We start from the raw sequence: 12,829 nt of genomic DNA on the forward strand, positions 1-12,829 counted from the left end.
GGGACGACGTGATCGTGCCGGCAGTCGTGGTCGATCCGGCGTTCGATCCAGGCGTGGTCGACGAGGTCGATGATCGTGAGCTCGGTGATGACCTGCTCGCTGGGGACCACCACGATCACCCGCCCGGGCCGGTATCCGGGCCACGGCCGCCCGCTCTGCACCGCACCGCCGCGCATCGCCGCCGGCGGCGTCAAGGGGCTGCCGCTGGCGCAGCGGACCCGTGGAACGCCCCGGTCGTCGACGAGGACCGCGGTGCCCGCCTGGAGGACGGACTGGTGGCCGCTCACCCGGCCGCCGAGGTAGGCGTGGTCGGTGACCCGGGTGTCGGCGCGCAGGACGACCGGGGCGAGTGTGCGCAGGTGGCCGGGGACCGAGGCCGGGGAGACGCCCGATATTCGCGCGAACGCGCTCCTCCTCGACGGGTCGGCGCCCAGGTCGCCGATCTGGCGTTCCACGTCGCAGCTGCCGACGCCCTCGGTTCCCGCGTAGAGGCCGGGCATCCCGCCGGAGACGGTGCGTGGGGCGGCGGAGTCCCGTTGGGGCGTTCGGGTGACGGGCGGCGGCATGGTCGCCGCGGAGCGGGTGAAGGGGTTCGGCCCCGGCGCCGCGGCCGGCCGCAGCAGGAGCTCGCCGGTCGCCCCGGCGGTGTGCTCGTGGGCGCCGCCGCATCCCGCGACGAGGAGTGCCGCGGCGAGCGCGCCCGCCGCGACGAGGGTGGTGGTGGGTGTCCGCACCGCGTTCTTCCGTTCATCCCGGGCAGTTCGTCACTACTGTCTGCTGCACTCCCCGGGGTTACGCAAGCGGAAGGCAGGTACACGGAGCGTCACGGGGGCCGGCTGGACAATGGAGGCAGGAGAGCACGGCCGTGGACTGGTTCACCGCACCCGAGTACTGGCTGAGCCGGCTGGTCTTCCAGCGGGCTCTGGCAGGGCTGTACCTCGTCGCGTTCCTGACGGCGGCCCTGCAGTTCCGGGCGCTGCTCGGGGAGCGCGGCATGCTGCCGATCCCCCGGTTCGTCGCCCGGGTGCCTTTCCGGCGGGCGCCCAGCCTCTTCCAACTGCACTACTCGGACCGGTTCTTCGCCCTCTGCGCGTGGACGGGGGCCGCGGTGGCCGGCGCGCTGGCGGCGGGCCTCGACTCCCGGCTGCCGCTGTGGGGCGGGATGCTGCTGTGGCTGGCGCCGTGGCTGCTGTATCTGTCGATCGTCAACGTGGGCCAGACCTGGTACGGCTTCGGCTGGGAGTCCCTCCTGCTGGAGGTCGGCTTCCTCGCGGTGTTCCTCGGCAACGACGAAGTGGCCCCGCCCCTCGTGGTGCTGTTCCTGCTGCGCTGGGTGCTGTTCCGGGTCGAGTTCGGCGCGGGGCTCATCAAGATGCGCGGCGACGCCTGCTGGCGCAAGCTCACCTGCCTGGACCACCACCATGAGACCCAGCCGATGCCGGGCCCGCTGAGCTGGTTCTTCCACCGTCTGCCGAGGCCCGTGCACCGGGTGGAGGTGGCCGCGAACCACGTCACCCAACTCCTCGTGCCCTTCCTGCTGTTCACTCCGCAGCCGATCGCCACGGCGGCCGCTTCCCTGATGATCGTGACCCAGCTGTGGCTGGTGCTGTCGGGCAACTTCGCCTGGCTGAACTGGATCACGATCGTGCTGGCGGCGTCCGCGCTGGAGCTCCCGGGCGACGCGCCGGATCTGCCCGCCACTCCGCTCTGGTACGAGGTGACGGTCCTGGCCGTCGCCGCGCTCCTCCTCGCCCTGAGCTACCACCCGGTCCGCAACATGCTCTCCCGGAGCCAGATCATGAACCGCTCCTTCGACCCGCTCCACCTCGTGAACACCTACGGCGCGTTCGGCAGCGTCAGCCGGGTCCGCTACGAGGTGGTGGTCGAGGGCACCGCGGACGACGTGCCGCGCCGGGACTCCGAGTGGCGGGAGTACGAGTTCAGGGGCAAGCCGGGCGATCCACGGCACTGGCCGCGCCAGTTCGCGCCCTACCATCTGCGCCTGGACTGGATGATGTGGTTCGCCGCGCTGTCCCCGGCGTACGCGGGAGCGTGGTTCGGCACGATGGTCGAACGGCTGCTGGAGAACGACCCGGCCACACTGCGGCTGTTGCGCCGTTCCCCCTTCCCCGCGGACGATCCGCCCCGCCATGTCCGCGCCCGTCTCTTCCGCTACCGGTACACGACCTGGCGGGAGCTGCGGGAGACGGGGGCGTGCTGGGAGCGGACGTATGTGCGGGAGTACCTGCCGCCCACCCGCCTGACGCAGTCGGTCCAGCGGACCTGACCCGTGCCGCGGGCCACGGCCAAAGGTCACACGTCACACGTCACACGTCACAGGCCGTACGTCCGGGTGGCCGTGCCGCCGAGGACGTCGGCTTGTTCGGCGGCGTCGAGACCGGCGGTGAGCTCCTTCGTCAGGGCGACCGTCCCGCCGTAGGTCAGCCCCAGGGTGCACACCGGCCAGTCCGAGCCGAACATCACACGGGCCGGGCCGAAGGCGTCCAGGACGGTGTCGGCGTACGGGCGCAGGTCGGCGGTGGTCCAGGTGGCCAGGTCGGCCTCGGTCACCATGCCGGACAGCTTGCAGACGGTGTTGGGGAGGCCGGCGAGGGCGCGGACGTGGGTCGCCCAGGGTTCCAGGGCGCCGGACGCGATGGGCGGCTTGCCCAAGTGATCGAGGACGAAGGTGAGTTGCGGCAGCGACTCGGCCGCCGTGACGCAGGCGGGCAGTTGGTGCGGGAGGACGACCAGGTCGTAGACGAGGCCTGCGTCCGCGACAGCGGCCAGGCCGCGGCGCACCTCCGGCCGCAGCAGCCACTCGGGGTCGGGCTCACCCTGGACCTGGTGGCGGACGCCCTTGAGGCAGGTGCCGCCGGGGAGTCGCCGCAGGCGGGCGAGTTCCTCCGCGACGTCGGGCCGGGTCAGGTCGGTCCAGCCGACGACGCCCGCCACCAGCTCGTGTCCGGCCGCGAGGGCGAGGAACTCCGGGGTCTCCTCGGGCACGGTGACCGTCTGGACGAGGACCGTGCGGTCGACGCCCGCCGCGGCGGCCTGCGGTGCGAGGTCGGCCGGCGTGAAGTCCCGTCGCAGCGGGCTGTCCGGGGCGATCCAGTCCTGGTCCCGGACCGACAGGTCCCACACGTGGTGGTGGGCGTCCACGACGGTCACGGCAGTTCCCACACCACGGGCAGGCCGGCGTCGGCGCCCTCGCCCGAGTAGTCGTGCACGACGTCGAGGAGTTCGGCCATGCGGGCCTGCCAGGTGACGTTCACCGGGAGCTTCTCCAGTTCGGCGAGGAGGCGGCCGTAGTCCTCGCACTCCAGGACGTGGAAGAGGTCGGTGCCGCTGCGCCAGATGGTCCACGATGTGGCCCCGGCGGCGCGGATCGCGTCGGTGAGTTCGACGGGGACCTCGCGGTGGGCGGCCTCGTACTCCTCGACGCGGTCGGCGCGGACCTTGGTGTGCAGGGCGATTCTCATGACGGCTCCTCGGCGGTCAGCAGACCGGTCTCCCGCAGTTCCTGCCAGAGGGCCGGGGGCACGGGCGTGGCGAACTGGGCTGCCGCGTCCCGGACTTCGGCGGCCGAGCGGGCGCCGACGAGGACGCTCGCGACGGCGGGATGGGCCGCGCAGAAGGCGAGGGCGGCGGCCCGCAGACCGATGCCGTGCCGCTCGGCGGCCTCCCGCATGCGCAGGGCACGGTCCAGCAGGTCACCCGGCGCCTGTGCGTAGTTGTAGGTCGCCTCCGGGCTCGGGTCCGCCAGCAGACCGGAGTTGAAGGCACCGCCGATCACCACGGAGACATCCCGTTCGACCGCGGCGGGCAGCAGCTCGGTGAGCGCGCTCTGGTCGAGCAGGGTGTAACGCCCCGCGCACAGCACCACGTCGACGTCGGTCTCGCGGACGAAACGGGTGAGCATCCCGGCCTGGTTCATGCCGGCGCCGATCGCCCCCACGACCCCTTCGGAGCGGAGCTTCTCCAGGGCCGGATACCCCTCGCGGAAGGCCTCTTCGGCGTGGTCGTCGGGATCGTGGAGGTAGACGACGTCCACGCGGTCGAGGCCGAGCCGTTCGAGGCTCGCCTCCAGGGTGCGGCGCACGCCGTCCGCGCTGAAGTCCCAGACGCGGCGGTGAGTGGCGGGCACCGCGAATCCGTTGGCGAGGTCGTCGCCGCCGGCCGTGGACGGCTCCAGTCGGCGGCCGACCTTGGTGGACAGGGTGAACTGCGAGCGTGGGAAGGCGCTCAGGGCCTCCCCCAGCCTGCGTTCCGACAGGCCCAGCCCGTAGTGCGGGGCGGTGTCGAAGTAGCGGATGCCGCTCTGCCAGGCGGCGGTGACCGCCTCGTGGGCCTGCTCGTCGGTCACCTCAGCGAAGAGGTTGCCGATGACCGCGCCGCCGAAGGCCAGTTCGCTGACCGGGACGCCACTGCTGCCGAGGGTGTGCGTGTTCACCGGCCCACCGGCCTCGGACGCAGGCCCTGCATGCCGCCGTCGACGGCGAGGGAGGTGCCGGTGGTGGCGCCGGAGAGGGGGCTCGCCAGGTAGGCGATGGCGCCCGCGACCTCGTCGGCCGAGACGAGGCGGCCGGTGGGCTGGCGGGCCTCCAGGGCGGCGCGTTCGGCGGCCGGATCGGGGGCCTTGGCGAGGAGTCGGCCCACCCACGGGGTGTCCGCGGTGCCGGGGTTGACGCAGTTCACGCGGATGCCCTCGCGGACGTGGTCGGCGGCCATGGCGAGGGTGAGGGAGTACACCGCGCCCTTGGTCGCGCTGTACAGGGCCCGCTGCGGCAGGCCCGCGGTGGCCGCGATGGACGAGGTGTTGACGATCGCCGCGTGCGCGGACTCGCGCAGGTGGGGCAGGGCGGCGCGGGCCACCCGCACCATGCCGACCACGTTGACGTCGAGGACGCGATGCCATTCCTCGTCGTCGTTGTCGGCCACCGTACCCAGGGCGCCGACCCCGGCGTTGTTGACCAGGACGTCCAGTCCGCCCAGCTCGGCCACGGCCGCGGCGACGGCCGTACGCACCGAGGCGTCGTCGGTGACGTCGGCGCGGTGGGCGAGGAGCGGCTTCTCGACCGAGGAGGGGTCCAGGTCGAGGACGGCGACCCGGGCGCCGCGGGCGGCGAGGAGTTCGGCCGTGGCCCGGCCGATGCCGGAGGCTCCGCCGGTCACCAGGGCCTTGAGACCCTCGAAGTCGGTCATGCCGCCTGTCCCTTCTTCCGTGCGTCGCGGGCGAGGTCTTCTGCCCAGAAGGCTCCGCCCGGGAACGTGTACCGCGCCATGGACTCCGGGCGCATGGCCGCCGAGAAACCCGGTGCGGTGGGCGGCGTGTAGTGGCCGTCCCTGATCACGACCGGGTCGAGGAAGTGCTCGTGCAGATGGTCGACGTACTCGATGACCCGGTTCTCGGTGGTCCCGGTGACGGCCACGTAGTCGAACATCGAGAGGTGCTGGACGAGTTCGCACAGGCCGACGCCGCCCGCGTGCGGGCAGACCGGCACGCCGAACTTGGCCGCGAGGAGCAGGATGGCGAGGTTCTCGTTGACGCCGCCGACGCGGGCCGCGTCGATCTGGACGACGTCGAGGGCGCCCGCCTGGAGGAGCTGCTTGAAGACGACCCGGTTCTGGACGTGCTCGCCGGTGGCGACCTTCACCGGGGCGACGGCCTCGCGGATGGCCGCGTGGCCGAGGATGTCGTCGGGGCTGGTGGGCTCCTCGATCCAGTACGGGTCGAACTCCGCGAGCGCCCGGGTCCAACGGATCGCCTCGTCGACGTCCCAGCGCTGGTTGGCGTCGATCGCCATGCGGATGCCGGGGCCGACGACCCGGCGGGCGACGCGGCAGCGCCGGATGTCGTCCTCCAGGTCCGCGCCGACCTTCAGCTTGATCTGCCGGAAGCCGTCGGCGACGGCCTCGGCGGCGAGCCGGGTGAGCTTCTCGTCGTCGTAGCCGAGCCAGCCGGCGGAGGTGGTGTACGCGGGGTAGCCGGTCGCGAGGAGCCGCGCGACCCGTTCCCCCGCCCCTTCCCGGCCCTTGCGCAGGATCTCCAGGGCCTCCTGCTCGGTGAGCGCGTCCGTGAGGTAGCGGAAGTCGACCTGGCGGACCAGCCACTCGGGCTCGGCGTCGGCCAGCAGCCGCCACAGCGGCTTCTCGGCGCGTTTGGCGGCCAGGTCCCACACGGCGTTGACGACCGCGCCGATCGCCATGTGCATCACGCCCTTCTCGGGGCCGAGCCAGCGCAGTTGGCTGTCGCCGACCAGGTCGCGGTTCAACGTCCCCGGGTCCGCGCACAGTTCGTCGACCGACCGGCCCACCACGTGCCCGCGCAGCGCCTCGATCGCGGCCACCTGGACCTCGTTGCCCCGCCCGATGGTGAAGGTGAATCCGTGCCCCTCGTGCCCGTCGGCCGCGTCCGTGCGCAGCACGACATAGGCCGCCGAGTAGTCGGGGTCCGGGTTCATCGCGTCGGAGCCGTCGAGCTCGCGCGAGGTGGGGAAGCGGATGTCGTAGGTGTCTACCGCGCTGACGCGGGCGGGGGTCGAGGACACGGAAGGCCTTTCGGTAGGTGACGGGGCGGCCGGGCTCAGTCCTGGGCACGCCCCGTCGTCACACGGGCGATCATGAGGGCGACCAGGATGATTCCGCCGTAGATGGCCTGGATCCAGAAGGACGGCACCTGGGCGAGCGTGAGGAGGTTCTGGACGACACCCAGCAGGAGTACGCCGGTCAGGGCGCCGAACATGGTGCCCTTGCCGCCGTCGAGGCTGATGCCGCCGATCACCGCGGCCGCGAAGACGGTGAAGATCATGTTCTGGCCCTGGTTGGCGCTGATCGCGCCGACGTAGCCGGTCTGCATGATGCCGCCGACGGAGGCGAGGACACCCGCGACGACGAACACGCCGAGCATCACGCGCTCGACGCGGATGCCGGCGGCGCGGGCCGCGTCGGCGTTGCCGCCGATGGCGTACAGGGAACGGCCGATGCGGTGGTACTTGAGCAGGAAGCCGGTGACGGCGAACGCGATCGCGGCGAGCCACACGGACATCGGGATGGTCAGGAAGGTCGTGGTGGCCAGGGAGTAGAAGCTGTCCGGCATGCCGAAGAGGGTCTTGCCCTTGGTGGCGCCGACGAGCAGACCGCGCAGCACGATCAGCATGGCCAGCGTCACGATGAAGGCGTTGAGCTTGAACTTGACGACCAGGACGCCGTTGAAGGCACCGACCGCCGCGCCGACGACGAGTATCGCCAACAGGGCTACGAAAGAGGGGAGTTCGCTCCCCCACCCGGACTGTGCGGCGGGCAGGACGAGAAGGGCTCCCACGGCGGGGGCGATGCCGACGACCGACTCCAGGGAGAGGTCGAACTTGCCGGTGATCAGGACGAGGGACTCGGCCAGCACCACCATCGCGAGGGCGGCCGAGGCACCGAGGACGGAGATCAGGTTGCGCTGGGTGAGGAACGAGTCGTTGACGAACGCGCCGAGCACCATGAGCAGCAACAGAGCGGGTACGAGGGCGAGTTCGCGGGCGCGGCGCAGCAGGACCGTGCGGGCCGCCCGCGCCTCGGGCACCCGCACCTGCTTCACCGGCGGAGCCTGGGTGTCAGCCATGGTGGTCCACTCCTTCGATGGAGGCGATCAGCTCGTGGTCGCGCCAGCCGGCCGGGTGCTCGGCGACCACGCGGCCGTGGAAGAGGACGAGGACGCGGTCGCAGCGGCGCAGGTCGTCGAGTTCGTCGGAGACGACGAGGACCGCGGTGCCGTCCTCGCGGGCGGTGTCCACCCGGGAGAGCAGGGACTCCTTGGACTTCACGTCGACGCCCGCGGTGGGGTTGATGAGGACCAGCAGCCGGGGGTCGGAGGCGAGGGCGCGGGCCATGACGACCTTCTGCGCGTTGCCGCCGGAGAGGTCGGAGACGGGTTGGTCGGGGCCCTCGGTGTGGATGTCGAGGCGGTCGATCAGCTCGCCGGCGAAGCCGCGCCTGCGGTCGGTGCCGACGAAGCCCCGGCGGCCGAGCCGGTCCAGGACGCTGAGGGTGGCGTTGTCACCGATGGTCATGCCGAAGACCAGGCCCTGGGCGTGCCGGTCGCGCGGCACGAAGCCGACGCCGGCCTTCAGGCTGGCCCGTACGTCGCCGAAGGGCAGGGGCCTGCCGTCGAGCCGGGCGGTGCCGCCGGTCGGGGTGTGCAGTCCCGTGAAGGACTCGGCCAGCTCGATCTTGCCGCTGCCGCTGATGCCGGCGAGTCCGACGACCTCGCCGCGGCGCACGGTGAGGTCGACGTCCTCGTAGGCGCCGGAGGTGAGGCCGCGGACGTCGAGCAGGACGGGGGCGCCGTCCTCGACGCCCCTGATCCGTACGGCCTGTTCGGCGACGGTCTCACCGGCCATGGCCTCGATCAGGGCCGCCCGGGGCATGTCGGCGACCGGGGCCGTGGTGATCCAGCGGGCGTCCCGGAGGACCGTCACCGTCTGGCACACCTCGTACACCTCCTGGAGGTGGTGCGAGATGAACAGGAAGGTGACACCGGAGTCCTGGAGGGCGCGCATCCGGGCGAAGAGCCGCTCGATCTCCCGCTTGTCGAGCTGCGCGGTCGGCTCGTCGAGGACGATGAACCGGGCACCGAAGCTCAACGCCCGTGCGATCTCGACCATTTGGCGGTCCTCGACCTTGAGGTCGGCGGTGCGTGCCTCCGGGTCGACGTGCACGTCCCAGGTGTCGAGGAGTTCGGCGGCCTCCTTCCGCAGTCCGCGCCAGCTGATGAACCCGCGCCGGAGCGGCTGCCGGTTGATGAACAGGTTCTCGGCGACCGTCAACTCGGGGACGACGGTGGGTTTCTGGTAGACGCAGGCGACCTTGCGGCGCCAGGCGTCCCGGTCGGTGAGCGGCGGCGCGGGCTCGCCGTCGAAGCGGACCGTGCCCTCGTCGGGGGCCTGGAGTCCGGTGAGGACGGAGACGAGGGTGGACTTGCCCGCGCCGTTGCGGCCGACGAGGGCGTGGGACTCGCCGGGCAGGACGGTGAGCCGTCCGTCGGCGAGGGCGGTCGTGGGGCCGTACCGTTTGACGACCCCCTGGGCTTCCACCAGTGGCGTGCTCATTTGACCGTGTTGCCCCACAGCTCGGGGTCGTCGACGTTGTCCTTGGTGACCAGGGGCGCGGGCAGCTGGTCCTCCAGGATGCCGCTCGGCAGCTCGACGATCGTGGAGTCGTGGTCGGTCGGGCCGGGCTTGAAGGTCTTCCCCTGCATCGCCGCCTTGATGTAGTACATGCCGTACTTGGCGTACAGATCGGCGGGCTGGGAGACGGTGGCGTCGATCTCGCCCTTGCGGATGGCGTCGTACTCCTGCGGGATGCCGTCGTTGGAGACGATGGCGATGTGGCCGGCGGTGCCCGCCTTCTTCAGCATCCCCTTGGACTTGAGGGTCTGCAGGGTCGGCGCGAGGTAGACGCCGCCGGCCTGCATGTAGATGCCCTTGAGGTCGGGGTTGGCGTTCAGGAGGGTGCTCAGCTGCGAGGCGGCGGCGTCGGACTCCCATTTGGCGGGGATCTCCAGCACCTTGAGCTTCGGGAAGTTCTTCTTCACACAGGCCCGGAAGGCCTCGGAGCGGTCGCGGCCGTTGACGGAGGCCAGGTCGCCCATGATCTGCACGACCTTGCCGGAGGTGATGTGCTTTCCGAGGTACTGGCAGGCCTTCTCGCCGTACGAGACGTTGTCGGCCCGTACGACCATGGCGACCTTGCCCTTGTCGGGGGCCACGTCGACGGCGACGACCGGGACACCCTTGCGTTCGGCCTGGTCGAGGCCGGCCTCGATGGCGGCGCTGTCGAGCGGGGCGACGACCAGGCCCCTGACGCCCTGGTTGAGCTCGTTGTTGATGTCGGTGATCTGCTGGGAGGGGTCGCTGTTGGAGTTGACCGTCTTCAGCGTGTCCACCCCCTCGGACTTGGCCATCGTGGGCACGTAGTCGTTGTACGACTGCCAGAACGGCGAGGTCAGCAGCGGCAGGATCACGCCCACCTTGCCGGTGCCGTCGCCTCCCGCACTGCCGGCGCTGCCGGTGTCCTTGGTGCTGCCGCACGCGGCGAGCACCAGCGAGGCGCTCGCGGCCGCGGCCACCGCGCCGATGTACCGAACCCTGTTCCGCTTCCCCACTGTCCTGCCGGGCATCTGGCGGCTCCTCGTTGAGCGTCTTCGCGTGGTCGAGCACGAGTGTGTTCGAGCAGATGACGGCATACTTATCAGACCACTCGCCCCTGGCAATACCCCATGGTGGCAGTTTTTCCCGCTCCTTCGCCATAGTGGTCAGACCACATCGGCCGTTAGACTCGGCGCACCCGGTGAGTGACGGCCGGTGAGCGAAGAGGAGTGGCGTGGACGAGACAGCCCCCCAGAAGGGCACCGTGACGCAGCGCGCCATCGAGCAGATCAAGGCGATGATCGGCGAGGGCCGCCTGGAGCCGGGCCAGCGGCTGCCGACCGAGCGTGATCTGGCGGTCCAGCTGGGCATCTCCCGCAGTTCGATGCGGGAGGCGATCCGGGCGCTGACGGTCCTCGGGGTGCTGGAGGCGCGGCACGGCTCCGGGATCTACGTCACCCAGCTGGAGGCCGGCGACCTGCTGGAGACCTTCGGCGTGGTCGCCGATCTCTCCCGGGGGCCGCGTCTGGTGGAACTCCTGGAGGTGCGCCGCGTCCTGGAGTCGACGGCGACCGCGCTGGCGGCCGCCCGCATCACCCCCGACCAGCTCGCCGAGGTGGAGAAACACCTCATGGCCATGAACGCCACCGACGACCCGGAGGTGATCCTCGCCCACGACCTCGCCTTCCACCGCGAGATCGCGGTGGCCGCCGGCAACGACACGATGGCGGCGATCCTGGAGGGGCTGTCCTCCCGCACCTTCCGGGCCCGCGTCTGGCGCGGCTACCAGGAGGAGGGCGCCTTCGCACGCACACGGCGCGAGCACGCGGCGATCCACCGCGCCCTGGTCGCCCGCGACCCGGAGGCGGCCCGTGCGGCGGCGGCCGCACACGTCGGCGAGGTCGAGGAGTGGCTGCGGGCGCAGGTCGGGGCGTGACCAGAGGAGTGGGCGAGGTGCGCCCGCGCACATGCCGGTCGGGAGAGCAGGACTGTCACCGGTGACGTGACGTCCGGCGCGCTGACCGGCAACGCGCCCGGGCGAGGCAAGGACGGTGGACCGTACGGCCGGCCCCGGCGTGGGCGGCGACCCGGCCACGACGCGCCTGACCGAAGTCGACTCGTGCGCCTGCGCACCCCGCGGGACCGCGTCTGCACCGCTACCGGAAAACCGGGCGGCCCCGGCGGGAACAGGCGTCCCGTCCGGCGCGGTTGCATCGACCGAGGGACCGATGTCACACGGGGGAACGGGGAGACCACGCCCTGGTCCGCCCCGGCGGCGTCCGGGCCCCGGAGCGTGGCGTACGCGCCGCCTTTTGGATCCGTATACGTATTTCTGTGGAGGACTGCCTCATGACCGACCGGCCCTTGACGCTCATGGCCGTACACGCGCATCCCGACGACGAGGCCACCGGAACCGGAGGGGTCCTCGCGCGGTACGCGGCGGAGGGCGTCCGCACGGTTCTCGTGACCTGTACTGACGGCGGATGCGGTGACGGGCCAGGAGGTGTCAAGCCGGGCGACCCCGGCCACGACCCGGCGGCCGTCGCCGTGCTGCGCAGGCAGGAACTGGAGGCCAGCTGCGAGGTCCTGAAGATCAGCGATCTGGAGATGCTGGACTACGCCGACTCCGGAATGATGGGCTGGCCGACCAACGACGCCCCGGGCTCCTTCTGGCGGACCCCCGTGAAGGAGGGCGCGGCCCGGCTCGCGGAACTCATGCGGCACTACCGCCCCGATGTGGTCGTCACCTACGACGAGAACGGTTTCTACGGCCACCCGGACCACATCCAGGCCCACCGCATCACGATGGCGGCGCTGGAGATGACCTCGCTGACACCGAAGGTGTACTGGACGACGATGCCCCGCTCGATGATGGAGCGCTTCGGCGAGATCATGCGCGAGTTCGGCGAGGACATGCCGGAGCCGGACCCCGCCGAGGCCGCCGCGCTGGCCGAGATCGGACTGCCCGACGACGAGATCACCACATGGGTGGACACCACCGCGTTCAGCGGCCAGAAGTTCGACGCGCTGGCCGCACACGCCAGTCAGGGCGAGAACATCTTCTTCCTCAGGATGGGCAAGGAGAGGTTCGGCGAGCTCATGGGCACGGAGACCTTCGTCCGGGTCCAGGACGCCACCGGCGCCCCCGTGCCCGAGAAGGATCTCTTCGCCGGCCTGCGCCCCGAGTAGACGCGGGCACCGTCACCCGTCGAAGCGCCGGCGCGCGGCCTCGATGTGCCCGAGGTACTGGTGGGTCCAGCCGCACATGCCGTCGACCGTGGCGCGCAGCCCCTGGCCGGGCTCGGTGAGGGTGTACTCCACGCGTGGCGGCACGGTGGGGTGCACCGTCCGCTCGACGAGGCCGTAGCGCTCCAGCATGCGCAGGTTCTGGGTGAGCATCTTGTGGCTGACGCCCTCGACCTCGTCGCGCAGCTCGCTGAAGCGCAGGGTGCGCTCCCCGAGAGCCTCGATGATCAGAAACGCCCACTTGTTGGCGACGTCGGAGAAGATCTGGCGCGCCAGCGAGTCGGCGCGTCTCAGGTCCGCGTCCTCGGGCGAGCCCGTGAACTCTCTGGTCCCCATCAGGTCCCCCAGTCACCGAAAAGTGTGTTCCTCCAGGTCAAGAGGCACTCTCCTACAGTTCCCGAGTAACCACAAGTGACGGCGGGGCCCCCGGCCGGGTGGGCCGGAGG

Annotated in this window: 13 protein-coding genes; 3 read left to right on the forward strand and 10 right to left on the reverse strand. The window is 71.3% G+C overall.

Annotated features, from left to right (window positions below; genetic code table 11):
• Positions 1–734: DUF6777 domain-containing protein (locus tag EHS43_RS23265; protein WP_312023435.1), on the reverse strand; the 734-nt coding region annotated here is incomplete at its 3' end.
• 131 nt (positions 735–865) lie between these two features.
• Between EHS43_RS23265 and EHS43_RS23270 the strand changes: the two genes are divergently transcribed.
• Positions 866–2,287 (forward strand): lipase maturation factor family protein, encoded by a 1,422-nt coding sequence (locus EHS43_RS23270; RefSeq protein ID WP_125192709.1) that lies wholly within the window; start codon positions 866–868, stop codon positions 2,285–2,287.
• Between the two features lie 47 nt (positions 2,288–2,334).
• Here EHS43_RS23270 and EHS43_RS23275 read toward each other — a convergent pair whose 3' ends face one another.
• From EHS43_RS23275 to EHS43_RS23310, 8 genes are read right to left on the reverse strand one after another with little or no spacing between them, the layout of a single operon-like run.
• Positions 2,335–3,171, reverse strand: a complete 837-nt coding sequence (locus tag EHS43_RS23275; RefSeq protein WP_125192710.1) for an amidohydrolase — start codon at positions 3,169–3,171, stop codon at positions 2,335–2,337.
• On the reverse strand, positions 3,168–3,482 hold the full coding sequence (locus EHS43_RS23280; RefSeq protein ID WP_125192711.1) for an L-rhamnose mutarotase: 315 nt from the start codon (positions 3,480–3,482) through the stop codon (positions 3,168–3,170). Before EHS43_RS23280 ends, EHS43_RS23275 begins: the two co-directional genes overlap by 4 nt.
• Positions 3,479–4,453 carry an aldo/keto reductase gene (locus EHS43_RS23285; RefSeq protein ID WP_125192712.1) on the reverse strand — a complete coding sequence of 325 codons (975 nt, stop codon included), beginning with the start codon at positions 4,451–4,453 and terminating at the stop codon, positions 3,479–3,481. The genes EHS43_RS23280 and EHS43_RS23285 overlap by 4 nt, the downstream gene beginning before the upstream one ends.
• Positions 4,450–5,205 (reverse strand): SDR family NAD(P)-dependent oxidoreductase, encoded by a 756-nt coding sequence (locus EHS43_RS23290; protein WP_125192713.1) that lies wholly within the window; start codon positions 5,203–5,205, stop codon positions 4,450–4,452. Before EHS43_RS23290 ends, EHS43_RS23285 begins: the two co-directional genes overlap by 4 nt.
• Complete coding sequence (locus tag EHS43_RS23295; RefSeq protein WP_125192714.1) at positions 5,202–6,551, reverse strand: L-fuconate dehydratase; 1,350 nt, start codon at positions 6,549–6,551, stop codon at positions 5,202–5,204. The genes EHS43_RS23290 and EHS43_RS23295 overlap by 4 nt, the downstream gene beginning before the upstream one ends.
• A gap of 35 nt (positions 6,552–6,586) precedes the next feature.
• Positions 6,587–7,612 carry an ABC transporter permease gene (locus EHS43_RS23300; RefSeq protein ID WP_125192715.1) on the reverse strand — a complete coding sequence of 342 codons (1,026 nt, stop codon included), beginning with the start codon at positions 7,610–7,612 and terminating at the stop codon, positions 6,587–6,589.
• Positions 7,605–9,098 carry a sugar ABC transporter ATP-binding protein gene (locus EHS43_RS23305; RefSeq protein ID WP_125192716.1) on the reverse strand — a complete coding sequence of 498 codons (1,494 nt, stop codon included), beginning with the start codon at positions 9,096–9,098 and terminating at the stop codon, positions 7,605–7,607. The genes EHS43_RS23300 and EHS43_RS23305 overlap by 8 nt, the downstream gene beginning before the upstream one ends.
• The gene (locus EHS43_RS23310) at positions 9,095–10,168 is read right to left on the reverse strand and encodes a sugar ABC transporter substrate-binding protein (protein WP_125192717.1); all 1,074 of its coding nucleotides are present in this window, start codon (positions 10,166–10,168) and stop codon (positions 9,095–9,097) included. Before EHS43_RS23310 ends, EHS43_RS23305 begins: the two co-directional genes overlap by 4 nt.
• Positions 10,169–10,371: 203 nt before the next feature.
• On the opposite strand from EHS43_RS23310, the gene EHS43_RS23315 reads away from it, so the two are divergent.
• Both EHS43_RS23315 and EHS43_RS23320 read left to right on the forward strand, forming a co-directional pair.
• Positions 10,372–11,073, forward strand: coding sequence for a FadR/GntR family transcriptional regulator (locus tag EHS43_RS23315; RefSeq protein WP_125192718.1), 702 nt, complete (start codon positions 10,372–10,374; stop codon positions 11,071–11,073).
• A 413-nt stretch (positions 11,074–11,486) separates the two neighbouring features.
• On the forward strand, positions 11,487–12,326 hold the full coding sequence (locus EHS43_RS23320) for a PIG-L family deacetylase (RefSeq protein ID WP_125192719.1): 840 nt from the start codon (positions 11,487–11,489) through the stop codon (positions 12,324–12,326).
• 12 nt (positions 12,327–12,338) lie between these two features.
• On the opposite strand, the gene EHS43_RS23325 is transcribed toward EHS43_RS23320, so the two are convergent.
• Positions 12,339–12,719 carry a helix-turn-helix domain-containing protein gene (locus EHS43_RS23325; RefSeq protein ID WP_125192720.1) on the reverse strand — a complete coding sequence of 127 codons (381 nt, stop codon included), beginning with the start codon at positions 12,717–12,719 and terminating at the stop codon, positions 12,339–12,341.
• Positions 12,720–12,829: the final 110 nt, after the last annotated feature.

Source organism: Streptomyces sp. RP5T, from assembly GCF_003933965.1.
Taxonomy (GTDB): domain Bacteria; phylum Actinomycetota; class Actinomycetes; order Streptomycetales; family Streptomycetaceae; genus Streptomyces.

Excerpts from the sequence above, each read along its gene's own strand:
- EHS43_RS23280 (WP_125192711.1), bottom strand. The coding sequence starts at position 3,482 with ATGAGAATCGCCCTGCACACCAAGGTCCGCGCCGACCGCGTCGAGGAG.
- EHS43_RS23290 (WP_125192713.1), bottom strand. The coding sequence starts at position 5,205 with ATGACCGACTTCGAGGGTCTCAAGGCCCTGGTGACCGGCGGAGCCTCC.
- EHS43_RS23300 (WP_125192715.1), bottom strand. The coding sequence starts at position 7,612 with ATGGCTGACACCCAGGCTCCGCCGGTGAAGCAGGTGCGGGTGCCCGAG.
- EHS43_RS23305 (WP_125192716.1), bottom strand. The coding sequence starts at position 9,098 with ATGAGCACGCCACTGGTGGAAGCCCAGGGGGTCGTCAAACGGTACGGC.
- EHS43_RS23310 (WP_125192717.1), bottom strand. The coding sequence starts at position 10,168 with ATGCCCGGCAGGACAGTGGGGAAGCGGAACAGGGTTCGGTACATCGGC.
- EHS43_RS23320 (WP_125192719.1), top strand. The coding sequence starts at position 11,487 with ATGACCGACCGGCCCTTGACGCTCATGGCCGTACACGCGCATCCCGAC.
- EHS43_RS23325 (WP_125192720.1), bottom strand. The coding sequence starts at position 12,719 with ATGGGGACCAGAGAGTTCACGGGCTCGCCCGAGGACGCGGACCTGAGA.